At 68.3% G+C, this 24,504-nt stretch carries 21 protein-coding genes; 12 read left to right on the top strand and 9 right to left on the bottom strand.

Annotated elements, in window-relative coordinates; all coding sequences use genetic code 11:
• Positions 1 to 9 precede the first annotated feature (9 nt).
• The 6 genes from AC1C2R_RS00730 to AC1C2R_RS00705 all read left to right on the top strand — a co-directional run bounded on the left by AC1C2R_RS00730 (position 10) and on the right by AC1C2R_RS00705 (position 8,133).
• Positions 10 to 1,188: an inorganic phosphate transporter gene (locus AC1C2R_RS00730; protein ID WP_495350622.1), complete on the top strand. Its 1,179-nt coding sequence runs from the start codon at positions 10 to 12 to the stop codon at positions 1,186 to 1,188.
• Positions 1,185 to 1,532, top strand: coding sequence for a peptidase (locus AC1C2R_RS00725; protein WP_495350621.1), 348 nt, complete (start codon positions 1,185 to 1,187; stop codon positions 1,530 to 1,532). The genes AC1C2R_RS00730 and AC1C2R_RS00725 overlap by 4 nt, the downstream gene beginning before the upstream one ends.
• 55 nt (positions 1,533 to 1,587) lie before the next feature.
• Positions 1,588 to 3,054 carry an NCS2 family permease gene (locus AC1C2R_RS00720; RefSeq protein WP_495350620.1) on the top strand — a complete coding sequence of 489 codons (1,467 nt, stop codon included), beginning with the start codon at positions 1,588 to 1,590 and terminating at the stop codon, positions 3,052 to 3,054.
• A gap of 276 nt (positions 3,055 to 3,330) precedes the next feature.
• The gene (locus AC1C2R_RS00715) at positions 3,331 to 3,648 is read left to right on the top strand and encodes a DUF4190 domain-containing protein (RefSeq protein ID WP_495350619.1); all 318 of its coding nucleotides are present in this window, start codon (positions 3,331 to 3,333) and stop codon (positions 3,646 to 3,648) included.
• 372 nt (positions 3,649 to 4,020) lie between these two features.
• Positions 4,021 to 7,200 (top strand): glycoside hydrolase family 3 C-terminal domain-containing protein, encoded by a 3,180-nt coding sequence (locus AC1C2R_RS00710; protein WP_495378607.1) that lies wholly within the window; start codon positions 4,021 to 4,023, stop codon positions 7,198 to 7,200.
• A 183-nt stretch (positions 7,201 to 7,383) separates the two neighbouring features.
• Positions 7,384 to 8,133, top strand: a complete 750-nt coding sequence (locus AC1C2R_RS00705) for a glycoside hydrolase family 16 protein (RefSeq protein WP_495378606.1) — start codon at positions 7,384 to 7,386, stop codon at positions 8,131 to 8,133.
• Positions 8,134 to 8,331: 198 nt separating this feature from the next.
• Here the strand turns inward: AC1C2R_RS00705 and AC1C2R_RS00700 are convergent, their stop codons facing one another.
• The 5 genes from AC1C2R_RS00700 to AC1C2R_RS00680 are packed head-to-tail and all read right to left on the bottom strand — an operon-like array spanning position 8,332 to position 13,545.
• On the bottom strand, positions 8,332 to 9,093 hold the full coding sequence (locus AC1C2R_RS00700) for a FadR/GntR family transcriptional regulator (protein WP_495378605.1): 762 nt from the start codon (positions 9,091 to 9,093) through the stop codon (positions 8,332 to 8,334).
• Positions 9,094 to 9,122: 29 nt separating this feature from the next.
• Entirely contained in the window at positions 9,123 to 9,914 is a 792-nt protein-coding gene (locus AC1C2R_RS00695; protein ID WP_495378604.1) for a 3-oxoacyl-ACP reductase, read from the bottom strand.
• 40 nt (positions 9,915 to 9,954) lie between these two features.
• Positions 9,955 to 11,325: an aldehyde dehydrogenase family protein gene (locus AC1C2R_RS00690; RefSeq protein WP_495378603.1), complete on the bottom strand. Its 1,371-nt coding sequence runs from the start codon at positions 11,323 to 11,325 to the stop codon at positions 9,955 to 9,957.
• Complete coding sequence (locus tag AC1C2R_RS00685; RefSeq protein WP_495380358.1) at positions 11,322 to 12,122, bottom strand: gamma-glutamyl-gamma-aminobutyrate hydrolase family protein; 801 nt, start codon at positions 12,120 to 12,122, stop codon at positions 11,322 to 11,324. The genes AC1C2R_RS00690 and AC1C2R_RS00685 overlap by 4 nt, the downstream gene beginning before the upstream one ends.
• Positions 12,123 to 12,177: 55 nt before the next feature.
• The gene (locus tag AC1C2R_RS00680; protein WP_495378602.1) at positions 12,178 to 13,545 is read right to left on the bottom strand and encodes a glutamine synthetase family protein; all 1,368 of its coding nucleotides are present in this window, start codon (positions 13,543 to 13,545) and stop codon (positions 12,178 to 12,180) included.
• 223 nt (positions 13,546 to 13,768) lie between these two features.
• Between AC1C2R_RS00680 and AC1C2R_RS00675 the strand changes: the two genes are divergently transcribed.
• Both AC1C2R_RS00675 and AC1C2R_RS00670 read left to right on the top strand, forming a co-directional pair.
• Positions 13,769 to 15,331: an amino acid permease gene (locus tag AC1C2R_RS00675; RefSeq protein ID WP_495378601.1), complete on the top strand. Its 1,563-nt coding sequence runs from the start codon at positions 13,769 to 13,771 to the stop codon at positions 15,329 to 15,331.
• Positions 15,332 to 15,487: 156 nt separating this feature from the next.
• Positions 15,488 to 16,996, top strand: coding sequence for an aspartate ammonia-lyase (locus AC1C2R_RS00670; protein WP_495378600.1), 1,509 nt, complete (start codon positions 15,488 to 15,490; stop codon positions 16,994 to 16,996).
• A gap of 58 nt (positions 16,997 to 17,054) precedes the next feature.
• Here AC1C2R_RS00670 and AC1C2R_RS00665 read toward each other — a convergent pair whose 3' ends face one another.
• Complete coding sequence (locus tag AC1C2R_RS00665) at positions 17,055 to 17,477, bottom strand: MarR family winged helix-turn-helix transcriptional regulator (protein ID WP_495378599.1); 423 nt, start codon at positions 17,475 to 17,477, stop codon at positions 17,055 to 17,057.
• Positions 17,478 to 17,564: 87 nt separating this feature from the next.
• Between AC1C2R_RS00665 and AC1C2R_RS00660 the strand changes: the two genes are divergently transcribed.
• Positions 17,565 to 18,476, top strand: coding sequence for an alpha/beta hydrolase (locus AC1C2R_RS00660; protein ID WP_495378598.1), 912 nt, complete (start codon positions 17,565 to 17,567; stop codon positions 18,474 to 18,476).
• Positions 18,477 to 18,494: 18 nt separating this feature from the next.
• Here AC1C2R_RS00660 and AC1C2R_RS00655 read toward each other — a convergent pair whose 3' ends face one another.
• The 3 genes from AC1C2R_RS00655 to AC1C2R_RS00645 all read right to left on the bottom strand — a co-directional run bounded on the left by AC1C2R_RS00655 (position 18,495) and on the right by AC1C2R_RS00645 (position 21,187).
• On the bottom strand, positions 18,495 to 19,370 hold the full coding sequence (locus tag AC1C2R_RS00655; protein ID WP_495350608.1) for a fumarylacetoacetate hydrolase family protein: 876 nt from the start codon (positions 19,368 to 19,370) through the stop codon (positions 18,495 to 18,497).
• Positions 19,371 to 19,478: 108 nt separating this feature from the next.
• Positions 19,479 to 20,237, bottom strand: a complete 759-nt coding sequence (locus tag AC1C2R_RS00650) for an SDR family NAD(P)-dependent oxidoreductase (protein ID WP_495378597.1) — start codon at positions 20,235 to 20,237, stop codon at positions 19,479 to 19,481.
• A 101-nt stretch (positions 20,238 to 20,338) separates the two neighbouring features.
• Positions 20,339 to 21,187 (bottom strand): fumarylacetoacetate hydrolase family protein, encoded by an 849-nt coding sequence (locus tag AC1C2R_RS00645; RefSeq protein ID WP_495378596.1) that lies wholly within the window; start codon positions 21,185 to 21,187, stop codon positions 20,339 to 20,341.
• Positions 21,188 to 21,332: 145 nt separating this feature from the next.
• On the opposite strand from AC1C2R_RS00645, the gene AC1C2R_RS00640 reads away from it, so the two are divergent.
• Genes AC1C2R_RS00640 through AC1C2R_RS00630 form a run of 3 tightly spaced genes read left to right on the top strand, consistent with a single transcriptional unit; the run spans position 21,333 to position 24,441 of the window.
• Positions 21,333 to 22,637: an L-fuconate dehydratase gene (locus AC1C2R_RS00640; RefSeq protein WP_495378595.1), complete on the top strand. Its 1,305-nt coding sequence runs from the start codon at positions 21,333 to 21,335 to the stop codon at positions 22,635 to 22,637.
• The gene (locus AC1C2R_RS00635) at positions 22,634 to 23,602 is read left to right on the top strand and encodes an aldo/keto reductase (RefSeq protein ID WP_495378594.1); all 969 of its coding nucleotides are present in this window, start codon (positions 22,634 to 22,636) and stop codon (positions 23,600 to 23,602) included. Before AC1C2R_RS00640 ends, AC1C2R_RS00635 begins: the two co-directional genes overlap by 4 nt.
• Positions 23,599 to 24,441 carry an amidohydrolase family protein gene (locus tag AC1C2R_RS00630; RefSeq protein ID WP_495378593.1) on the top strand — a complete coding sequence of 281 codons (843 nt, stop codon included), beginning with the start codon at positions 23,599 to 23,601 and terminating at the stop codon, positions 24,439 to 24,441. The genes AC1C2R_RS00635 and AC1C2R_RS00630 overlap by 4 nt, the downstream gene beginning before the upstream one ends.
• Positions 24,442 to 24,504: the final 63 nt, after the last annotated feature.

The following is a 24,504-nucleotide window of genomic DNA, read 5'->3' as shown; positions in this document are numbered from 1 at the left end:
AAGACGCCGGTGGATCTCACCCTCATCGTCGTGCTGGTCATCGCACTGGCGCTCTTCTTCGATTTCACCAACGGCTTTCACGACACGGCCAACGCCATGGCCACTCCGATCGCGACAGGTGCGCTGAAGCCGAAAGTCGCGGTCGGCCTCGCCGCCATCCTGAACCTCGTCGGCGCATTCCTCTCGACAGAGGTGGCCAAGACCATCTCGGGCGGCATCATCAAAGAGGGCGACGGGGGAGTACTGATCACCCCCGAGCTCATCTTCGCGGGGCTGATCGGCGCAATCGTGTGGAACATGGTCACCTGGCTGCTCGGCCTGCCGTCATCATCGAGCCACGCCCTCTTCGGCGGCCTGATCGGCGCGGCGCTCGTCGGGTTCGGTTTCGGCGCGATCGACTTCGGCGTCGTGCTGTCGAAGGTCATCCTGCCCGCGCTGCTGGCGCCGCTCACCGCCGGGCTCATCGCCTACACCGCGACGAAACTCGCCTACGCCATCACGCGCCGCTACGACGGCAAGCCCGACGGTCGCGACCGATTCCGCCACGCGCAGGTCTTCTCCTCCTCGCTCGTCGCGCTCGCGCACGGCACCAATGACGCGCAGAAGACGATGGGTGTCATCACGCTGACCCTCGTCGCAGCCGGTCTGCAGCCGGCCGGCGCAGACGTGCAGCTGTGGGTCATCGTCACGTGCGCCATCGCGATCGCGCTCGGCACCTACATGGGCGGATGGCGCATCATCAAGACCCTCGGCACCGGCCTCACCGACGTGAAGCCTGCGCAGGGCTTCGCGGCCGAGACGGCCACCGCCGCGACGATCCTCGCATCGAGCCACGTCGGATTCGCGCTGTCGACCACGCAGGTCGCATCGGGCTCTGTGATCGGCTCCGGGCTCGGTCGCCGCGGCTCGAAGGTGCGCTGGCGCACGGCCGGTCGCATCGGTGTGGGATGGCTCCTGACCCTGCCCGCTGCAGGAGGCGTCGGCGCGCTCGCCGCGGTCGTCGCCCACCTCGGCGTCATCGGCATCATCATCGACACGGTCGTCGGCGTCATCGTCATCGCCACGATCTTCGTCTGGTCGCGCCGCAACGAGGTCTCCCACCACAACGTGGTGAGCGAGGTTGCGCACTCGGGCCGCGCCGTCAAGATCAAGCGCAACCCCAAGCCGAAGAAGAAGGTGAAGCCGTGATCGACTGGTTCGCGTTCCTTCTCGTCTTCGTCTCCGCGATGATCGGCACCGTCGTCGTGGTCGCCGCTTACTCGCTCGGAGTCCGGCTCCTCACGATCTCTGGGCGCACGCCCATCGTGACGCCGGCCGAGTTCACCGACGCGATCACCGTGGTGACGCCCGCCGAGATCCGCCAAGCTGAGAAGCGGGCGGCCAAGGCGGCGAAGAAGAGCCCGTTGAGCGAGGGGCAGAAACGTGCCGCGCTCGTCGGTGCGTGGGCGTGTTTCGCTCTGAGCGGCCTCGCCGTGATCTTCGGTCTCTACTTGATCGTGGGCGAGCACGTCATCAAGCTGTTCACGAGCTGAACAATTCCAGTCCACCCGTCGCGCCGCACGCGCGTCCCTCATCGAAGGTTCCCGGATGACCACTGAAACGACCCCTGAGACGGCCCAGCAGAGCGAGAGGCCGTCCCACCCCATCGATCGATTCTTCGAGATCACCAAGCGCGGCTCCACCGTCGCGACCGAGGTGCGCGGCGGCATCGTCACCTTCGTGACGATGGCCTACATCGTGATCCTCAACCCGATCATCCTGTCGGCCGGCGTCGACGTCGACGGAAACCAGCTCGGGTTCGCACAGGTCTCGGCGGTCACGGGCCTCACGGCCGGCGTCATGACGATCCTCTTCGGCCTCGTCGCGCGGCTGCCGTTCGGCTTCGCCGCGGGGCTCGGCATCAACTCGTTCCTCGCAGTCTCGGTCGTCGGTCAGGTCACCTGGCCCGAGGCGATGGGTCTCGTGGTCATCAACGGCCTCGTCATCGTGCTGCTCGCCGCGACAGGCCTCCGCCGCCTGATCTTCGACGCCGTGCCGATCCAGCTGAAGCTCGCGATCACCGTCGGTATCGGCCTCTTCATCGCGTTCATCGGCTTCGTGAACGCCGGCTTCGTCACCGCAACTGGTGCTTCTTCGCCGCCCGTCGGCCTCGGCATCGCCGGTTCCGTCGCGACGGTGCCGACCCTCGTCTTCATCTTCACCCTGCTGCTCACGGGCATCCTCGTGGCACGCAAGGTCAAAGGCGGCATCCTCATCGGCCTCGTCTCGGGCACCGTGCTCGCGGTCGTCGTCGAGGCGGTCTGGAACATCGGGCCGATGTTCGCCGGCGAGGAGTTCAACGCGGGCGGCTGGAGCCTCTCGGTACCCGAGCTCAGCGGCTCGATCGTGAGCCTGCCCGACCTCTCGCTCGTCGGTCAGGTCTCGTTCGGCAGCTTCGAACGCATCGGCGTGCTCGCCGCCGTGATGCTCGTCTTCACGCTCGTCTTCACGAACTTCTTCGACGCCATGGGCACGATGACGGGCCTTTCGAAAGAGGCTCAGCTCGCCGACGCGAAGGGCGACTTCCCGCGCCTGAAGTCCGCGCTGATCGTCGAGGGCGTCGGCGCCGTCGCGGGCGGATACGCCTCAGCGTCGTCGAACACGGTCTTCATCGAGTCGGGTGCAGGCATCGGCGAGGGTGCGCGCACCGGCCTCGCGAACATCGTGACGGGTCTGCTGTTCCTCGCCGCGATGTTCTTCACGCCGCTCGTCTCGATCGTTCCGACCGAGGTCGCCTCCGCTGCGCTCGTCATCGTGGGAGCGCTCATGATGGCGCAGATCAGGTACATCGATTTCTCGGAGTTCTCGGTGCTCCTGCCGGTGTTCCTCGCGGTCACCGTCATGCCGCTCACCTATTCGATCGCGAACGGCATCGGCGCGGGCTTCATCGCCTGGGTCGTCGTGCGCTCGCTGTCGGGCAAGGCGCGCGAGATCAGCCCGCTGCTCTGGATCGTCGCGGCCGGCTTCCTCATCTACTTCGCCCGCGGTCCGGTCGAGGCGCTCCTGGGAGCCTGAACCGCAGGCTGAGACGTGGATGCCTCGTGGCAGATCGGCCACGAGGCATCCAAGTTCGAGCGCCCGATCAGATCGAACGGTCGGTCATCGGAGCGCTGCCGGGGAATGCGACGCTCGCGATGACGACCGCCGCGAGCGCGATGAGCGCGCCGCGAGGGGTATCCGCCCGGCACGGAGTCGTGCACGCCCGCCTCGGGTTCGGGGGGATAGCCCGATACCGCGTGCACCGGGGCATCCGTAGCGTTGAAGCACACCCACGAACAGGAGAGACACACCATGACCACCGTCACCGACACCGCAACCCAGGCGCCGTTCGCGGAGCCGAACCCCTACGCTGCGCCGGCCGCGGAGACGCGCGGGTTCAGCATCTCGAGCCTCGTGCTCGGCCTCGTCTCGATCTTCGCGAGCTACACCTTCTTCGTGCCGGCGATCGGCCTCGTGCTCGGCATCCTCGCGCTGAAGCGCGAGCCCGCGGCTCGCACCATGGCCATCTGGGGCATCGTGCTGAACTCCGTCATGCTCGCCGGCGCCGTCATCGCGACCCTCGGCTTCCTCGTCTTCGGACTTGCGATGCTGCCCTTCGCATTCCTCTGAGCTCGCCGCCGGCGCTGGTCGAGTAGCGACGAAAGAGCGTCTCGAGACCCGGTTGCGCGATCTCGATACGCTCGCTGGCGCTCGCTACTCGATCAACGGGTGCGGTCTTCGCTCAGGCTCGCTACTCGATCAACGGATGCGGTCTTCGCTGGGGCGCTACTCGATCGATGGTGAGCGGTTGGTATTAGCACCATCGAGCATGAGCCGCAAGGGGCTATCGGGACAGCCGGTTGCGCCGTAGCGTCGCAGGCTACTCACGCTCCCGATCTCGCCGGGGATTTCGACGTCGCCTTCGGCTGAGCGCGGTATACATCCGGCCGTCGATGAGGACCGATCGGGCTTTCGCGGCGACCCTCGACAGAGGGAAATGCGATGAGAAACACGCGAGTACGTTCGGCATCCATCGGCGCGGCAGTCTTGACCGCGGTCTTCATGATCGGGTCGACGGTCACGCCGGTCGCCGCCGCCGAAGAGCCGTGGATGGACACGTCCCTCTCGGCGGACGAGCGGGCGCAGCTGCTCGTCGATGTCCTCACCCTCGAGGAGAAGGTGACGCTCCTCATCCAGTCCGGCGGACCGGGTCTGCCGCAATACGGCGTTCCACCGATCCGAGGGAAGGACGGATGCTGCGGTGTCGCGGTGACCGACACCGAGTCGACTGCACTGCCCGTCGGCATCGCCCTCGCGTCGACGTTCGATCTCGAGGCGGCAGAAGCCTACGGCGCAGTCGCCGGCGAGGAAGCGCGGGCATTCGGCTTCAACGGGCTCGCCGGACCCACGATGGACTTGCTGGTCACGCCCCTCAACGGGCGGATGTGGGAGGCCTTCGGCGAGGACCCGCTCGTCAGTGGCGGGATGGCGGCGGCGCAGGCCGCGGGTAGCCAGAGCGAAGACATCTCCGTCATCGTCAAGCACTACAACCTCAACAACCAGGAGACCCGTCGCGGCCACGTCGACGCCGTCATCGAGGAGCGACCGCTGCAAGAGGTGTACACCCGACCGTGGGAGACCCTCGTGCGCGACGCCGATCCGGGCGCCATCATGTGCGCGTTCAACAAGGTCAACGGCGAGTACTCCTGTGGGAACGACGAGCTCCTGAACGGCATCCTCAAGACCCAGCTCGGCTTCGCCGGGTACGTCTCCTCGGACTTCAACGCCGCGCATTCGTTCGCCGACTATGAAGCGGGCATGGACGTGCCGGGGCCCGGCTACGAGTACTCCTCGGACAACCTGATCGCCGCCGTGCAGAGCGGACTCGTCTCCGAGGAGCGGGTGACAGATGCCGCGCGCCGGGTGCTCCGGACCTTCTTCGCGGTGGGCATCATCGACGATCCGCCGCCCGGTTCGTTCGAGGATCCCCAGCCGGCATCCACGCCGCTCGACGCGGCCACCATCACCGAGCACGACGCCGTCGCCGAGGCCATCTCTGACACCTCGGCTGTGCTGCTGCGCAACGACGGCACGCTGCCGCTTGCCGATGAAACGGAGTCTCTCGCCGTGATCGGAGCCGACGCGGACTGGTACATCGACGGCGGCGGCAGCGGCGCGATCCAGCGGCCCGCAGAGCTGACCACGATCCTCGACGGCATCACCGACCGCGCCGCAGGTGACGTGACCTACCAGCGCGGCACCGATGCGGTCTCGCTCGCCGACACACTGCCGGGCCCTGTGCCGGTTCCCTCCTCGGTGCTCCGGCCCTCGAGCGGCGCCGACGAGGACGGGCTGACCGCGTTCTACTTCAACGGACTCGGGTTCCCGGGGGAGCCGACCCTGATTCGAACCGAACCGCAGGTGAACTACCGCACCGGCATCTCGAATGACACGATCAACACCTCTCAGGTGCCGAGCCCCGGCGTCCAGTATGCCGTTCAGCCGATCTCGGTCGTGTGGAGCGGCACGTTGACCGCGCCCGCCACCGGTTCGTACGAGCTGTCGCTCAGCCACCTCGGCACGGCCAAACTGCTCGTCGACGGTCAGACCCTCATCGACGACTATGGAACGACGTACGGTACCGACGCCGCGACGATCGATCTCGTCGAGGGGCAGGAGTACTTCGTCGAGGTCAGTTACGAGACGGACGTCCCGGATCAGTTCAACGGCGGGCTCAACGATCAGCCGGGGGCGATGGTGCGCTTCGGCTGGGTGCCGCCGGTCGGCGTGCTCAACCCGACCATCGATGAGGCTGTCGCCGCCGCTGCAGACGCCGACATCGCGGTGGTCGTTGCGCGCGACTACACCGGCGAGGCCGCCGACCGCGGTTACCTGGTGCTGCCGCAGAACCAGGACGCGCTCATCGAGGCGGTGGCCGCCGTCAACGACAACACGGTCGTGGTGCTCGCCACCAGCGGTCCGGTCGCCATGCCGTGGATCGACGATGTCTCAGCGGTGCTCGAGGCGTGGTACCCGGGTCAAGCCCAGGGACGCTCCGTCGCCGGACTGCTCTTCGGTGACGTCAACCCCTCCGGAAAGCTGCCCGTGACGTTCCCCGTGGATGATGCACAGGTCACCGCGGTCGGCGGCCCGTACCAGCATCCGTTCGATCAGGTCACGCAGATCTACCCGACCACGGTGTACGACGAGGGCATCTACGTCGGATACAAGGCGTATGTCGAGAAGGACGCCACGCCGCTGTTCCCCTTCGGCCACGGCTTGTCCTACACGACGTTCGAGTACGGTTCCGCCGTCGAGGCGGCCCCCGTGGATCCGGATTCGGATGAGCAGGTCGCCACGACGGCGACCGTCACGGTCACGAACACCGGAAGCGTCGCCGGCACCGAGGTGGTCCAGGCGTACGTCGGGAACCTTCCGACGGACGTCGAGACGGTCGACCGTGCACTGGCGGGCTTCACCCGCGTGACGCTCGATCCCGGCGAGAGCGCGGAGGTCGCCATCCCCATCGACCGACGTTCCCTGCAGTACTGGGATGTCGCGACCGATTCCTGGGTGACGCCCTCCGGTTCCGTGCCGCTCTACGTCGGCGGCTCCTCGGCGGACACCCCCGCCACGGGAACCATCACCGTCGGGCAGCCGGACGTCACTCCGCCGACCGTATCGGTGACGGCGGATCCGGCGACGCCGAACGGCGACAACGGCTGGTACACCGAGCCCGTCACGTTGACCTTTGCAGCGACGGACGAGACCGATCCGGCGCCGGTCGTCGAGGTGAGCGTCAACGGAGGCGAGTACGCCGTGCAAGACGGTCCGCTCGTGCTCGATGCCGACGGTGTCTACACGGTCGGCGCGCGGGCGACGGATGCCGCGGGCAACGTGTCGGAGGTCGTCACCACCGAGATCAAGATCGACCGAACACCACCCACCGTGACGGCGGAGCGGACTCGATTCAGGTTCCTCACCCAGCTGACGGCGACAGACGAGATCTCAGGGGTGGCGAGCATCGAGTATCGGTACCAGATCCATATCGGCAAGCGCACGATCGTCAGCCCATGGCAGAACTACCGGGGAGTGGTCTTGACGGGGGCATCGCGATTCGTGCTCGAGTACCGCGCGATCGATAACGCCGGCAACGTCAGCCCGATCGGAAGGGCCGGATAGGGCTCGGCGATCGGCCTCCGAGAAGGAATCGTGTTCGTGGGTTCCTCCGCACCGCGAGCGAGTCGGTGCGGAGGAACCGTCTCTCGACGAACAGTGCTTGCCATGGGAGGGGTGGCGGGGCTGGCGGCGGCGATCTCCGCATGCACGCCCCAGTCCGCTCCGAACAGTGCATCACCACGTGCCATGAGCGCGTCTCCGACGCCAGGGTGGAATGTGGTGTGGGAGGACGACTTCTCGGCTGGCCTGAATCCCGAAGTGTGGACGCCTGAGGACTTCGGCGGCAATCGTGACCTGAACGAGCAGCAGTTCAACGATCCGAGAATGGTCGGGATCGAGGGTGGCAACCTCGTGCTGCACGCCCGTCAGGAGGAGATGGACGGGTATCCCTTCATCGCCGGGAGCATCTCCTCGAAAGGCAAAGTCACTGTCGGACCCTATGGTCGCCTCACCACTCGTCAACTCCTCGGGCCAGGACAGGGCGTGGGGTTCGGCGTGTGCCTCTACGGTGCTGACATCGATTCCGTGGGCTGGCCCGCGTGCGGCGAGATCGACGCCACGGAGATCGCGCTGGGTCGCCCTACGGCGCCGTTCGCCTCCCTTCACGGCCCGGGCTATTCCGGCGAGTCACCGATTTCGACCACTGGTACCGTGCCCTCGCTCGTCGATCGGTGGGCGGAGCATGTACTCGAGTGGGAGCCAGGTCGTATCACCTGGGCGATCGACGGGCAGGTGTACCACGTCGCCGAGGCGACCGACTCGCGCGCCCAGGGTGGTTGGCCGTTCGACCAACCGTTCTTCATCACGATCGTGATGACGGTCGGCTCCTTCCTCTCCGGTCCGGTCGATCTGAACACGTGGCCACACGACGAATCCGGCGCACCCGAGACGTACGCGGCCGTGCAGTTCGTCCGGTTCGAGCAGCGGTTCGAGTAGCGACGAAGTCGGGTGATCTCGATACGCGATCAGCGGGTGTGGGCTGCGTTGGTCGAGTAGCGACGAAGTCGTGTGATCTCGATACGCGATCAGCGGGTGTGGGGTTCGTTGGTCGAGTAGCGACGCAGGAGCGTATCGAGACCCGGTTGCGTGATCTCGATACGTTCGCTGGCGCTCGCTACACGATCAGCGGTTCACTCACGCGTAGAAGCCGCGCAGCAACGCTTCTGTGCCCTCGAGGTGTTCGGCCATGGCGCTCGCCGCTTCTTCGGGGCTGCCCCGGAGGATCGCTCCGACGATCGCTCGGTGCTGCTCGTTCGAATGCGCGATGTTCGGCGCGAGCAGCGGGATGCCGTCGAGGAGCTCGTTGACCCGCATGCGCACATCGGCGACGAGCGGGATGACGCTCGGCGAGCCGAGCACCTCGGCGATCAGCAGGTGCAGACGGGAGTCGGCCATGCGGTACTGCTCGCCGGTGGCCGACCGGCACTCCTCATAGGCCTGCCACAGTCGCTCGCGATCGTTGCCCGTGAGCTCGCTCTCGGCGGCCCGGTGCGCGGCGCCGACCTCGATCATCGACCGCAACGCGAGGGTGTCCTCGAGTCTGCCCGCGGCGACGAGGGGATCGTCAGCGGTGCCGGCCGTCGCGGGCAATGCCGCCGGAAGTTCGTCGGAGACGAACGTGCCGCCGTAGCGCCCGCGGCGGGCAATGACCCATCCGGCGTCCGCGAGGGAGGCGATCGCCTCGCGGAGTGTGTCGCGGCTGACCTCGAGCATGCTCGCAAGCTCGCGCTCGGCGGGCAGGCGCTCGCCCGGGCCGATGAGACCGAGCCGGATCGATTGCAGCAGCCGCTGCACCGTCTCCTCGAATGCGTTGGCGGGGCGCGCCGGAGTGAGCAGGAGCCCGGCGCTCAGCACCTCGGTGGGTTCCGCCTGCTCGTCGTCCGCTCCGTCGGTCATATCTCGAGCCCGTCGGTCATGTCTCGAGCCTAGAGCGGCGTGACGTACGCCGAGCTGATGCCGCCGTCGACGAGGAACGTCGAGCCGGTGATGAACGAGGCGTCGTCGCTCGCGAGGAACGCGACGGCCGCCGCGAGCTCCTCGGGCTCGGCGAAACGGCCGACGGGGATGTGCACGAGTCGGCGCTGCGCACGCTCGGCGTCCTTCGCGAAGAGCTCCTGCAGGAGCGGCGTATTCACCGGGCCGGGGCACAGCGCGTTCACGCGGATGCCCTGCCGAGCGAACTGCACGCCGAGCTCGCGGCTCAACGCGAGCACGCCGCCCTTCGATGCGGTGTACGAGATCTGCGAGGTCGCCGAGCCGAGCACCGCGACGAACGACGCCGTGTTGATGATCGAGCCGCGGCCCTGCGCGACCATGTGCCGCAGCGCTGCGCGCGAGCACAGGTAGACCGACTTCAGGTTGACGTCTTGCACCTTCTGCCAGGCGGGCAGTTCGGTCGTCTCGATCGAGTCGTCGTCGGGCGGGGAGATGCCGGCGTTGTTGAACGCGATGTCAACCGACCCGTACACCCGCGCCGTCTCGTCGAAGAGGTGGTTCACCTGCTCCTCGTCGGTCACGTCGACCTCGATGAAGAGTCCGCCGACGAGTTCGGCGGCGGCCGCTCCGGCCGTGGCATCCGTGTCGCCGATGACGACCGTCGCGCCCTCGGCGGCGAACCGCATCGCGGTTGCGAGCCCGATGCCCGATGCGCCGCCCGTGATGACGGCGGTGCGGCCGGCGAGACGCCGGCTGAGGTCGATGCGAGGGAGGTCGGTCATGGTGCTCCTGTCGTAGGGCTCGGGGTCTCGATACGCTGCGCTACTCGACCGACGGAGAGTCGACGGCGATGAAGACGTTCTTGGTCTCGGTGAAGGCGAGCGGTGCATCGGGTCCGAGCTCGCGACCGAGGCCCGATTGCTTGAAGCCGCCGAACGGCGTCGAGTAGCGCACCGAGGAGTGGGAGTTCACCGAGAGGTTGCCGGACTCGACCGCGCGGGCGACGCGGATGCCGCGGCTCAGGTCACGGGTCCAGATCGAGCCCGAGAGGCCGTACTCGCTCGCATTCGCGAATCGTACGGCGTCGTCTTCGTCGTCGAACGGGAACACCGAGACGACGGGGCCGAAGATCTCCTCGCGTGCGGTGCGAGCATCACGCGACGGGGTGAGCACCGTCGGTGGGAACCAGTAGCCGGGGCCGGTCGGCGCGGCGGCGCGGAAGGCGAGCTCCGAGTCATCCGGCACGAATGAGCGCACCCGATCGAGGTGTGCGGCCGCGACCAGCGGGCCCATCTCGGTCGTCTCGTCGGCGGGGTCGCCGACCCGTACTCCGGCGACGGCCGGCTCCAGCAGCTCCATGAACCGCTCGTACACGCTGCGCTCGACGAGGATGCGGCTCCGGGCGCAGCAGTCCTGACCGGCGTTCTCGAAGACGCCGTAGGGCGCTGTGGCTGCTGCACGCTCGAGGTCGGCGTCGGCGAAGACGATGTTCGCGCTCTTGCCGCCGAGTTCGAGGGTCACGCGTTTCACATGGTCAGCGCACCCCGCCATGATGTGCTTGCCGACTTCGGTCGAGCCCGTGAAGACGATCTTGCGCACGACCTCGTTGGTGACGAAGCGCTCGCCGACGACCGAGCCCTTGCCGGGGATCACCTGGAAGAGCCCGTCGGGCAGGCCTGCCTCGAGGCCGAGCTCGGCGAGGCGCAGGCTCGTCAGCGGCGTCCACTCCGCAGGCTTCAGCACGACGGCGTTGCCGGCGGCGAGCGCCGGGGCGAAACCCCACGAGGCGATCGTCATCGGAAAGTTCCACGGGGTGATCACGCCGACGACGCCGAGCGGCTCTTGGAACGTGACGTCAAGGCCGCCGGCCACCGGAATCTGCCGGCCGAAGAGGCGTTCGGGTGAGGCCGAGAAGTACTCGAGCACGTCGCGCACGTGACCTGCCTCCCACCGAGCCTGGGTGATCGGATGTCCCGAATTGCGCACCTCGATCGACGCGAGTTCTTCGACCGCGCCGTCGACGGCATCGGCGAACCGTCGGACCAGTCTGGCCCGGTCGACGGGTGCGAGTCGAGCCCAGTCGGCCTGGGCTGTGGCGGCGCGCGCGATCGCGGCATCCGTCTCGTCGATCGATGCGGCGGCGACCGCGGTCACGACGCTCTCATCGGCGGGGTTGATGATCGTGTGCGTCACGAGGACGTCCTCTCGGCGTCGGTGCGGAACCCGGCGGTGCGGGCGGCGTGATGTTCGCGGGCGGCGCGATGTTCGCGGGCGGCATCGACGAGTCCGGCGAAGAGACGGCCGTCAGCCGCGTTCTCTTCGGGATGCCACTGCACGGCGATGCCGAACGGCACGGTCTCGAGTTCCACAGCCTCGATCACGCCGTCGCCCGTGCGCGCGGTGACCCGCAGGCCGGGCGCCACCTCATCGAGTGCCTGGTGGTGGTAGACGTGGATCGGCAGGGGAACAGCCGCGTCGCCGAGCAGTGCCGCGAGCTGGGAGTCGGGTTCGACGGATGCCTCGGTCTCGCCGAACTGCGCGGGGGCCGGTTGGTACGCATCGCTGCCGACCACGTCGGGCAGGTGCTGCACGAGCGTGCCACCGAGGGCGACGTTGAGCATCTGCGCCCCGCGGCAGATGCCGAGGAAGGGCAGCTCGAGGTCGATCGCCGCCGTCAGGAGGTGGTGCTCCCAGTCGTCGCGGTCGGTGCGCGGCGCGCCGGTGCGTCGGTGCGGCGCCTGGCCGTAGCGCGTGGGGTCGACGTCGGCGCCGCCCGAGACGATGAGCCCGTCGAGCGTGCCGAGCACGGTTCGTGCGATCTCGTCAGTCGCCGGCTGCGGCGGGAGCAGCACGGCGATGCCTCCGGCGTCGGTCACGGCGTCGATGTAGACCTTCGGCAGGAACGACGCGCGCACGTCCCAGACACCGGTCTGCGCCTGCTCGAGATACGTGGTGACGCCGATAACCGGTGCGGATGCCGCGGCCCCCACCGCGGCATCCGCACCGTTCCCCGTGTCCCCCCGGGTCGTGGCGCGCCCGTTCGGCTCAGAGTCGTTCGAAGCCACGAACTCGCTCCCAATCGGTGACGGCCGCGTCGTAGGCGGCGAGCTCGATGCGCGCGTTGTTCAGGTAGTGGTCGACGACCTCGTCGCCGAACGCTTCGCGCGCGATGATCGACTCGCCGAAGAGCTCGGAGGACTCGCGGAGCGTCGCCGGCACACGCGCAATGTCGCTCTCGTAGGCGTTGCCCTCGAACACGTCATCGGGTTCGAGCTCGTTCTCGATGCCCGCGAGTCCGGCCGCGATGAGCGCGGCGACCGCCAGGTACTGGTTCACGTCGCCGCCCGGCACCCGGTTCTCGACGCGCATGCCGAGCCCGTGCCCCACGACACGGAGCGCGCACGTGCGATTGTCGAGCCCCCACGCGATCGCGGTCGGCGCGAACGAGCCTGCGACGTAGCGCTTGTAGGAGTTGATGTTCGGCGCCGAGAAGAGCGTGAGCTCGCGCATCGCGGCGAGTTGGCCCGCGAGGAACTGCCGGAAGAGCTTCGACATGCCGTGCGGGGCATCCGGGTTACTGAAGACCGCCTCGCCATCCGCACCGCGCAGCGAGATGTGGATGTGGCAGCTGTTGCCTTCGCGTTCGTCGAACTTCGCCATGAAGGTGAGGGACTTGCCGTGCCGGTCGGCGATCTCCTTCGCCCCGTTCTTGTAGATCGAGTGGTTGTCGCACGTGCCGAGCGCGTCGGTGTAGCGGAAGGCGATCTCCTGCTGGCCGAGGTTGCACTCGCCTTTGACCCCTTCGCAGTACATTCCGGCGCCGTCCATCGAGTTGCGGATGTCGCGGAGCAGCGGCTCCATGCGGGTCGAGGCGAGCAGCGCGTAGTCGATGTTGTAGTCGCTCGCCGTGGCGAGGTCACGGTACCCCTTGCGCCAGGCTTCCCGGAACGAGTCGTCGAAGACGATGAACTCGAGTTCTGTGCCGACGAAGGCCGTGAGCCCGCGCTCGGCGAGGCGCTCGAGCTGTCGCTGCAGGATGCGCCGGGGTGAGGCCTCGACGGGGGTGCCGTCGAGCCATTGCAGGTCTGCGGTGACGAGCGCGGTGGCCTCGAGCCAGGGCGCCATGCGCAACGTCGAGAAGTCGGGGATCATCGCCATGTCGCCGTAGCCGCGCTCCCAGCTCGACATCGCATACCCGTCGACGGTGTTCATCTCGACGTCGACGGCGAGCAGGTAGTTGCAGCATTCGGCGCCATGCTCGGCGACATCGTCGAGGAAGAGCCGCGCCGAGACGCGCTTGCCGATGAGCCGCCCCTGCATGTCGGTGAACGCGACGATGACCGTGTCGACGTGGCCGTCGGCGATGGCGCCGCGCAGCGCATCGAGGGTGAGGTATCCGGTGGGTGCCGACATCCGTTGGCGCCTCCTCAGTCCGTGATTGGTCTGTTCTGCCGACCATTACATCACATGGGTTCAAGGGCATGGGCGGTAGATTGCCTGAAATCTCGGGGCGATGCCGTCGATCGTGTTCGAGAAAGGTCTGTACGGGCAACCATTGGGCGCTCTATAGTCGGGCCAACGCATCCCACCCCCGCGCCGCCTCGGCTGCGCGCTTCGAGAGAGCAAGGGAACCGCCATGACCAAGGACACGCTCAAGGTCTCGGGAGTGAAGTACACGACCGCAGAGTCCGGATACTTCGAGAAGCGGCGGCTCACCCGCACTGCAGGGGTCTGGGGTCTCTGGGGCCTCGCCGTGGCCGCGGTCATCTCGGGCGACTTCTCCGGCTGGAACTTCGGCATCGACTTCGCCGGATTCGGCGGCATGCTGATCGCATTCGCGGTGCTCGTCGTCATGTACTACGGCCTCATCTTCTCGATCGGGGAGATGTCGTCGGCGATGCCGCACACGGGCGGCGCCTACTCCTTCTCCCGCGCGGCGATGGGGCCGTGGGGCGGATTCGTGACCGGGCTCGCCGAGACGATCGAGTACGTCGCGACGACGGCCGTCATCGTGTTCTTCTCGGGCGCCTACGCCGACGCGATCACGAGCGAGCTGCTCGGCTTCTCGATGCCGCAGTGGATCTGGTGGATCCTCCTCTACCTCGTGTTCATCGGCATCAACGCCGCGGGGGCGAGCATCTCGTTCAAGTTCGCGATCGTCGTCTCGATCATCTCGATCGCGATCCTGCTCGTGTTCAGTGCGATGGCGATCTTCTCGGGCCAGTTCTCGTGGGACAAGCTCTTCGACATCGCCCCCGATGCCGGAGCGACCGCGTTCCTGCCGCACGGCGTACTGCCGATCCTGTTCGCGCTGCCGTTCGCGATGTGGTTCTTCCTCGGCATCGAGGAACTGCCGCTCGCGGCGGAGGAGTCGAAGGACCCGGTCCGCGACATCCCGAAAGCCGGCCTCATCGCGCGCGCCACGCTCATCGTCACGGGCCTCCTGGTGCTCTTCCTGAACACCGGCGTCGTCGGTGCAGAGGCGACGGGCGTGGCCGGGGAGCCGCTCCTCGACGGATTCCGGGCGATCGTGGGCGACGAACTCGCCGCCGTGCTCGCACTCTTCGCGCTCATCGGGCTGCTCGCGTCACTGCAGGGCATCATGTTCGCGTATGGGCGCAACATGTACTCGCTCTCGCGCGCCGGGTACTACCCGAAGTTCCTCTCGCTCACCGGCAAGCGCCAGACGCCGTGGGTGGCACTCGTCGCGGGAGCGATCATCGGCTTCGTCGCGCTCCTCGTGCTCGACGTGCTCGCCCAGGTCGACGCCGAAGGGGCCGGCGCGGTCGCCGGCGCGATCGTGCTGAACATCGCGGTGTGGGGAGCCGTGCTCGCCTATCTGCTGCAGATGGTCGCGTTCGTGATCCTGCGCCGCAAGTACCCGAACGCGAAGCGCCCCTACCGCAGCCCGTGGGGCGTGCCCGGAGCCGTGGTCGCAGCGATCATCGCCGCACTCATCTTCCTCGGCTTCCTCCTGAACCCGACGTTCGTGCCGGCGATCATCGCGATCGGCGTCGTCTACGCGGTGATGCTCGCGAGCTTCGCGCTCTGGGGTCGGCACCGGCTCATCCTCTCGCCGGAAGAGGAGTACGCCGTGTCGGGCGGCCTGCACGGCGACCCGCAGGCCGAGGGTTACGGCGGACAGGTCGAGAGCGAATTGCTCTCGGCCGACGGCATCGACGAGTCCGATCGCCGCTGAGCAGCTCCGTCGGATCGGAGCCGGGGGAAGCGGCCTCCGCGGCGATAGGCTCGATGCAGAAGCAGCGCGCGGGCATCCCGCGAGCGAACTGGCGATGGAGCCGGCTGCGGGTGCGTCACATCCCGACGTGCACTCGAGCCCATTGTGGAGGAAGAAATGCACGAGCCCGAGACGACCGACGACACGTACACCGACCCCGCTCCGATCCCGTCACCGCCCGAGGTACCGACCCGCACCGAAACCGACTCGTTGGGCTCCCTCGAGGTGCCGGCCGACGCGTACTGGGGCGTGCACACCAAGCGAGCACTCGAGAACTTCCCGATCTCGAAGCGCCCCATCTCGGTCTACCCCGACCTCGTCGTAGCCCTCGCCTCCGTCAAGCAGGCTGCTGCGCGAGCGAATCGCGAGGTCGGCGTGCTCACCGCGCAGAAGGCGGCGTGGATCGACGAGGCCTGCCAGCGGATCCTCGACGGCGAGCTTCATGAGGAGTTCGTGGTCGGTGTCATCCAGGGCGGCGCCGGCACGTCGACGAATATGAATGCCAACGAGGTCATCGCCAACCTCGCCCTCGAGATCGGCGGCTACCCCAAGGGTCGCTACGACGTGCTGGACCCGATCGACGACGTCAATCGCAGCCAATCGACGAACGACACCTATCCCACCGCCGTCAAGCTCGCGATGACCTTCTCGCTCACCACGATGTTGCGTGAGCTCGATCTGCTGCGCATCTCCTTCGGCCGCAAGGGCCAGGAGTTCCACGAGGTACTGAAAGTCGGCCGTACGCAATTGCAGGATGCCGTGCCGATGACCCTCGGCCAGGAGTTCCACGGCTTCGCGACGACCTTGGGTGAAGACCACGAACGCCTCAGCGAAACGATCAAGCTGCTCTCCGAGGTGAACCTCGGCGCCACCGCCATCGGCACCGGCATCACCGCCGACCCCGGCTACGCGGCCGCGGCGGTGCGCCACCTCAGTGCGATCACCGGGCTACGCCTCGAGACGGCGCCCGACCTGATCGAGGCGACGAGCGATACCGGTGTGTTCATGACGTTCTCGAGCGCGCTGAAGCGCAGCGCGATCAAGCTGTCGAAGATATGCAATGACCTTCGTCTGCTCTCGTCCGGCCCGCAGGCCGGGTTCGGGGAGATCAACCTGCCGCCCAAGCAGGCGGGCTCGAGCATCATGCCGGGCAAGGTCAACCCGGTCATCCCCGAGGCGGTCAGCCAGGTCGCCTACGCGGTGGCCGGGGCGGATGTCACGGTGATGATGGCGGCCGAGAGCGGCCAGTTGCAGCTGAACGCGTTCGAACCGGTGATGGCGCACTCGCTGCTGCAGTCGATCACGTGGATGCGGCAGGCCTGCTGGACCCTGCGGGTCAATTGCGTCGACGGCATCACGGCCAACGTCGACCGACTCGAGGCCATGGTCGCCTCGAGCGTCGGCGTGATCACCGCGCTCATCCCGTTCATCGGCTACACCGAGGCATCCACGCTCGCGAAGCACGCGCTGAAGACGGGCCGGCCGGTCGCCGACCTCGTCGTCGAGGCCGGCCTCATGAGTCGTGAGGCTGTGATGGCTCAGTTGCTGCCCTCGAAGCTCTCGGGCATCCGCCCGATCACGATGGCGATCCCGCTCATCGACCTGCAGGGCGAGCCGCGCGAGTAAGCGGATGCGTCGGCGACGCCCCCGAGTCCGTCGAGGAACGCACCTCGCGGGAGCCCGATCAATCGAACGAGGCGCGCAGCGCCGTGAGACCGGTCGTGAGCGCGCGCCGCGCGTCGCCGCCGATCGAGGCGAGGCGGGTCTGCACGGCGCCGACGACGAACGGCGTCGCCCGGGCGAGCAGCGCGGTGCCCGACTCGGTGAGGGTGATGAGCGAGGATCGACGGTCGTTCGGGTTGGCGACGCGTTGCACCCAGCCGTCGCGATCGAGGCGGTCGACTGATTTGCTGACCGCTCCGACGGTGATGCCGATCTCGTCGGCGATGTCCTGCACGCGGCATCCGTCGACCGAGTCGATCACCCGCAGCACGTCGTAGCTCGCCAGGTGCACGCTGTATTCGTCGAACAACTCGCCGTCGAGTCGTTCGAACCACCGGGTCTCGGCGCGCACGAGGTCGAAGAAGAGGGCGAGGTCGTCAGGCACCGATGCATTCCTAAGAAATAGATTGACAGGAAGCTAATTACTCGTAGGGTTGATTCCTAGTAATCAATCTACGACAGGAGCAGCAGGATGTCACGCCTCGAGTTCGACCGTTTGTCCGAGTCCTATGCGGCCGCGCGCTTCGCCGCCGACGCGACCGTCGCAGAGATGCGCACCGCCTTCGCCGAAGGCGCGGTCGCCGCGCCCGACGGATTCGCCACTCGCGACGTCGTACTCGGCGAGCGTTCCGCGATCGAGCTCATACCCGGCGACGGCGGGGGAGCCGGTGCGCTGCTCTACCTGCACGGCGGCGGCTACGTGATCGGTTCGGCGGCGACCGGCGTGGGCGTGGCGGCGGCGCTCGCCCAGCGCACGGGCACCACGGCGTACTCGCTCGACTACCGTCTCGCGCCCGAGCACCGCTTTCCCGCGCCCGTCGACGACGCACTCGCCGCCTACCGCGAGCTGTTGGAGCGATTCAGCGCCCGGAGCCTGATCATCGCCGGTGATTCCGCGGGCGGCAGCCTCGCGATCGCGACCCTCCTCGCGGCCCGCGATGCCGACCTCGAGATGCCCGCCGCGGTCGTGGTCTTCTCGCCCTGGGTCGATCTGACGCTCAGCGGTGAGTCGTTCTCGCATCGGGTCGGCGATGACCCGCTCTTCGATCAAGACGACCTGCGCGGCTACGCCAACCGATACCTGCCCGAGTCGGGGGCGGCCGACGCCGCGGCGTCGCCACTCGCGAGCCCCGTCTTCGCGGGCCTGCGCGGCCTGCCGCCGATGCTCGTGCAGGTCGGCAGCCGTGAGCTGCTGCTCGACGACGCGGTCAGGCTGGTCGCCAACGCGGCGCACGACGACGTCGACGTCGTGCTCGACGTCGCGGCTCGGGCGCCGCACAACTACCAGACGGCGCTCGGCGCGCTCGATGCGGCCGGGGTCGCGCTCGATCGTGCAGGCGACTTCCTCCGGCGCTGCCTCTCGGCCGGCGAACTCGTCGGCTGAGCGAGGTTCGCCGGCGCCTCAGACGACCCGGCAGTGCGTGGTGAGCGAGCCGATGCCCTCGATCGTGACCGTCACGGTCGAACCGTCGCGCAGGAAGACCTGCGGGTTGCGCGAGTACCCCGCGCCGCCCGGGCTGCCGGTGGAGATGAGTGTGCCGGCGGGGATCGTCGCCGATCGCGAGAGGTAGGAGATGATCTCGGCGACGCCGCGCACCATCTCGCTCGTCGAGGCGTCTTGCAGGATGTGGCCGTCGAGGTTCGTGGTGAGCCAGAGGTCTTGCGGGTCGGCGACCTCGTCGGCGGTCACGACGACGGGCCCGGTGGGCGTGAACCCGTCGAACGACTTGCAGCGCGACCACTGCGCTTCGCTGAACTGCAGGTCGCGTGCGGTGATGTCGTTGACGACGGTGTAACCCCACACATGGTCGAGGGCGTCGCGCACGTGCACGCCGCGCGCGGGCCGGCCGATGATGACGCCGAGCTCGGCCTCGTAGTCGACCTGTGTCGTGAGGTCGTCGGGCCAGGTCGTGGTGGCGCCGTGCCCGGTGAGCGAGTTCGGCCAGAGCGAGAAGATCGTCATCGCCGTCTCTGAGCGCAGTTTCAGCTCGGAAGCGTGCGCAGCGTAGTTCGCGCCGATCGCGATCACCTGTGCCGGACGCAACACGGCGGAGGAATGCCGGAGCTCAGCCACTGGAGTCGGCTCGGTGCCGAGTGCGACGACGGAGTCGATGACCTGACGCACTTCGTCGAGGCCCTCCGCCCCGCGCTCGATGAGGTCTTGCAGATCGCGCGGCGGACGCTGCATGCACTCGTCGAGGAAGATCGCGGAATCGGCGACCACCGCCGCGAGTCGAGGGGTCGTCTGGCCTTCGACTCTCAGGTGCGCGAACTTCACGTCTTCAGGCTATCGGGCGTCTCGGCGAACCTGCTGTGCGCGATGTACAACGAACGTCGCCGCAAGCACCCTCACGTCGACAAGTCGATCACGCGAACGGATGCCGCTTCAGCTCGCCGCCGGTCGCAAGCGCAACTCCTGCATGCCGCCGTCGACCGCGAGCGCGACCCCGGTCGTCGATCCCGAGGCCGGGCTCGCGAGGTACGCGACGGCCTCGGCGACCTCGTCGGCCGACACCAGCCGCCCGTGCGGCTGGCGCGCTTCGAGCGCGGCTCGCTCGGCCGCGGGGTCGGGGGCGGATTCGAGCAGGCGACCGACCCACGGGGTGTCGGCGGTGCCGGGGTTGACGGCATTCACGCGGATGCCCTCACGCAAGTGGTCGGCGGCCATCGCCCGGGTGAGCGCGGCGACCGCGCCCTTGCTGGCGCTGTAGAGAGCACGCTCGGGCAGGCCGGCCGTCGAGGCGATCGACGCGGTGTTGACGATCGCGGCGGCGGGCGAGTTGCGGAGGTGAGGCAAGGCCGCGCGGGCGACCCGGACCATGCCGACGACGTTGACGTCGAACACGCGGTGCCACTCGTCGTCGGGATTCGCCTCGATCGTGCCCTGCGCCCCGATGCCGGCGTTGTTCACGAGGATGTCGATGCGGCCGAGCTCCGCGGCCACGTGCTCGACGCCCGCGCGCACGCTGGCGTCATCGGCCACGTCGACGGCGACGGCCAGGTCGGCGTCGGCGGCGGCATCCGGCTGCAGATCGAAGACGGCGACGCGCGCACCGCCCCGCTGCAGGCGGGCGGCGATCGCGGCTCCGATGCCGGATGCCCCGCCGGTGACGATCGCGACGAGGCCGCTGAAGTCGTTGCTCATGTGATGGGTCCTTTCGGGTGGCGTGATCGGGTCGGGCGGATCGGGTCGGGCGGATCGAATCGGGCGGATCGGGTCAGGCGGATCGGGTCGGGCGGATCGAGTCAGGAGGAGACGTACTGCTGGCGCTGGCGACCGAGGCCGTCGATGCCGAGCTCGACGACGTCGCCGGCGGCGAGGTACGGGAAGCGGCCGGAGAGGGCGACGCCCTCGGGCGTGCCCGTGAGCACGAGGTCGCCCGGTTCGAGGGTGAGGTACTGGCTCAGTGTCCAGACGATCGTGTCGATGCCGAAGATGAGGTCGCTCGTGCGCGAGTCCTGTCGGGGCTCGCCGTTGACGAAGCTCGTGAGGCGCACATCGTCTGCGTCGAGTTCGTCGTCGGTGACGAGCCATGGGCCGGTCGGGCAGAAGCCGGGCGCGCTCTTTCCCTTCGACCACTGACCGCCTGAGACGGCGATCTGCCAGTCGCGCTCGGAGAGGTCGTTCGCCGTGACGAAGCCGGCGATATGCGCGCGCGAATCGGCGGGGGAGTCGAGGTAGCTCGCGCGACGACCGATCACGACGCCGAGCTCGACCTCCCAGTCGGTCTTCTCGCTGCCGCGGGGAATCGCGACGTCGTCGTATGCGCCGACGACGGTGTTCGGGGATTTCATGAACATGACGATCTGCGTGGGCGGCTCCGAGCCCGACTCCGCGGCATGCGCGGCGTAGTTCATGCCGATGCAGTAGACGGCCGAGGGGCGGGCGATCGGAGCGCCGATGCGGAGGCTCGAGGCATCGGGCAGCTCGGGGAGTTCGCCGCCGGCGACCGCGACCCGCGCGCGCTCGATGCCGTCGCCGGAGAGGAAGTCGGCGTCGATGTCGGCGGTGATCCCGCGCAGGTCGAGGGTGCGGTCTCCGTCGACGACGACGGGGATCTCGGTGCCGACGTTGCCGAGCCGGGCGAATCTCATGCTGGTCCTCTCCATTGGGGCGCCGTGTGAACATCTGAACTCTGAGGTGCACGCGGGCGGGTTCTGGGAGATTCTTGCACAACTTTGCGCGGTTGACAGAAGAGACATCCGATGTTTATGCTCAGGGTCGCCACGAAAGGACGTCATGAGCACGATCGTCAGAGTTGATACCCGGGACATCCGCTTCCCGACCTCCCTCGAACTCGACGGTTCGGACGCGATGAACCCCGACCCCGACTACTCGGCGGCGTACCTCACGATCCGCACGGACGCCGCTGACGGCCTCGAGGGGCACGCATTCGTCTTCACGATCGGGCGCGGCAACGATGTCGAGGTCGCGGCGCTCGACGCGCTCCGCGGCCACTTGCTCGGCCAGGATGTCGAGGCACTGCTCGACGACATGGGCTCCGCCTGGCGCCTGCTCGCCCACGACTCGCAATTGCGCTGGCTCGGCCCCGAGAAGGGCGTCATGCATATGGCGATCGGTGCGGCGATCAACGCCCTCTGGGACCTCAAGGCCAAGCGAGCGGGCCTGCCGCTCTGGCGACTGCTCGCCGAGTTCTCGCCCGAGCAGCTCGTCGCGCTCGTCGACTTCCGCTATCTCAGCGATGCGATCACCCCGGATGAAGCGCTCGAGCTGTTCCGCGCGGCAGAACCCGGTCGCGCCGGGCGTACGGCCGAACTCCTCGAGATCGGCTACCCCGCGTACACGACCACGCCCGGGTGGCTCGGCTATTCCGATGAGAAGCTCGACCGGCTCTGCCGCGAGGCGGTCGCCGACGGCTACCCGCAGATCAAGCTGAAGGTCGGCGCCGATCTCGCCGATGACATCCGCCGGCTCGGCATCGCACGCGCCGCCGTGGGCGAGGGCTACCCGATCGCGATCGACGCGAACCAGCGGTGGGACGTCGATGCCGCCATCGAGTGGGTGCGCGCACTCGCAGAGTTCGACATCACCTGGATCGAGGAGCCGACGAGCCCCGACGACATCCTCGGCCACGCGGCCATCGCGCGCGGCGTCGCGCCGATCAAGGTCGCGACGGGGGAACACGCGGCGAACCGCATCGTCTTCAAGCAACTGCTGCAGGCCGGCGGCATGCACGTCATGCAGATCGATGCGACCCGCGTCGGCGGTGTCAACGAGAACATCGCGAACCTGTTGCTGGCCGCGAAGTTCGGCGTGCCCGTCTGCCCGCACGCGGGCGGCGTCGGGCTCTGCGAGGCGGTGCAGCACCTCTCGATGTTCGACTACGTCGCGCTCTCGGGCACGATGGAGGGACGCATGATCGAATTCGTCGACCACCTTCACGAGCACTTCGTGACCCCCGCCGTGGTGCGCCGCGGCCGCTACCGCACGCCCGACACGCCCGGTGCGGGCACCGAGATGCTCGCGGCATCCGTCGACGAATACACCTGGCGCGGGGCGCACATCGGCGAGGTGCCTGCATGATCGCCGACCTCACCTCGGCCGAGGGGCTCGGGCCGCTCGGGTATGGTGCCGCCTCGGTCGGCAACCTCTACCGCGAGGTGAGCGACGCGCAGTCGGAGGCCGCGCTCGCCGCGGCATGGGAAGGCGGCATCCGCTACTTCGACACCGCACCGCACTACGGGCTCGGCCTCTCCGAGCGGCGACTCGGCTCCTACCTCGCCGCGAAGGCCCGAGAAGACTTCGTGCTCTCGACGAAGGTCGGGCGGGTGCTCGACCCGAACCGCGACTTCGCCGGCGGCGACGATCTGGCATTCGACTTCGCCGTGCCGAACCGCACGGTACGCCGTTTCGATCCGAGCGAGTCGGGCGTTCGCCGCAGCATCGAGGACTCCCTCGACCGCCTCGGCCTCGATCGCATCGACATCGCATTCCTGCACGACCCCGACGTCTACGACCTCGACCGCGGCATCGACGAGGCGCTGCCCGCGCTCGCGAAGCTCCGAGACGAGGGCATGGTCGGGGCCATCGGCATCGGCACCAACAATGCGGATGCCGCGGCGCGCGCGGTTCGCGAGGGCGACCTCGACCTCGTGATGATCGCCGGGCGCTACACCCTGCTCGAGCAGCCGGCGCTCGCCGAGCTGCTGCCGCTCTGCGAGCAGCGCGGGGTCGGCGTCGTCGCCGCCGCGGTCTACAACTCGGGACTGCTCTCGACGTCGACGCCAGGGGCGAGCGGGCGCTACAACTACGGCACGGTGCCGCCCGAGGTGCTGACGCGCGTCACCCGGCTCGCCGACGTCTGCCGTGCCGAAGGCGTCGAGCTGCCGGTCGCCGCACTGCAGTACCCGCTCCGGCACCCCGCTGTGCGGTCGGTCGTCGTCGGCTCGGCGCGCGCGGCCGAGATCGCCGAGAACGCCGCCCGGGTGCACGCACCGGTTCCCGACGCCCTGTGGATCCGACTGCGCGACGAGGGGCTCATCCCGTGACCGCGCCCGCCCGCACGATCGATGCGCACCTGCATCTCTGGGATCGCGCGGTGAGCGACTACGCGTGGATCACGCCCGAACTCGGACCGCTCGACGCGGACTTCCCGCCCGAAGAGGCGCGGGCGGAACTCGACACCGCCGGCATCGACGCCGCCATCCTCGTGCAAGCCGAGGATTCGCTCGCCGACACGCGGTTCATGCTCGACGTCGCCGCACGCCACGACTGGGTCGCCGGCGTCGTCGGCTGGGTGCCGCTCGACGATCGCGCCGCGGCGTTCAGGGCGCTCGACGAGTTGGAGGGGGAGCGGGCACTGCGCGGCATCCGTCATCTCGTGCACGACGACCCGCGCGACGGGTTCCTCGAGTTGCGCGCTGTGCGTGCCTCGCTCGCCGAGGTCGCCCGGCGCGGCCTCGCCTTCGATGTGCCCGACGCCTGGCCTCGCCATCTCGGGGCGGCCCGGCGGCTCGCGCACGACCTGCCTGAACTGACCGTGGTGATCGACCACCTCGCCAAGCCTCCCGTCGGCCGCGACGACTTCGAGGCGTGGCGGCGCGAGTTCGACGCTGTCGCCGCGCTGCCGAACACGGTCGCGAAGTTCTCGGGACTGCACCTGCCGGGCGTGCCGTTCGGCAGCGCGACGGTGCAGCCGCTCTGGGAGATCGCGCTCGAGGCATTCGAGCCTGCGCGACTGATGTACGGCGGCGACTGGCCGATGTCAGTGCCGCATGGCGGCTACCAGCCGACGTGGGCGGTCATGAGCGGATGCCTCGCCGAGCTTGCTCAAACGGAACGTGAGGCGGTGCTCGGCGGCACTGCCGATCGGGTGTACTCGGCGTGAGTAATCGGATGTCTTTCATCGAAAACCTACCGGGGAGTAATCCATCGGGCTGAAACCTGCTGA

The organism is Agromyces sp. Y182 (assembly GCF_059445385.1).
Note: the sequence above shows the minus strand (reverse complement) of the source record. Positions and strands in the feature narration are given on the sequence as shown.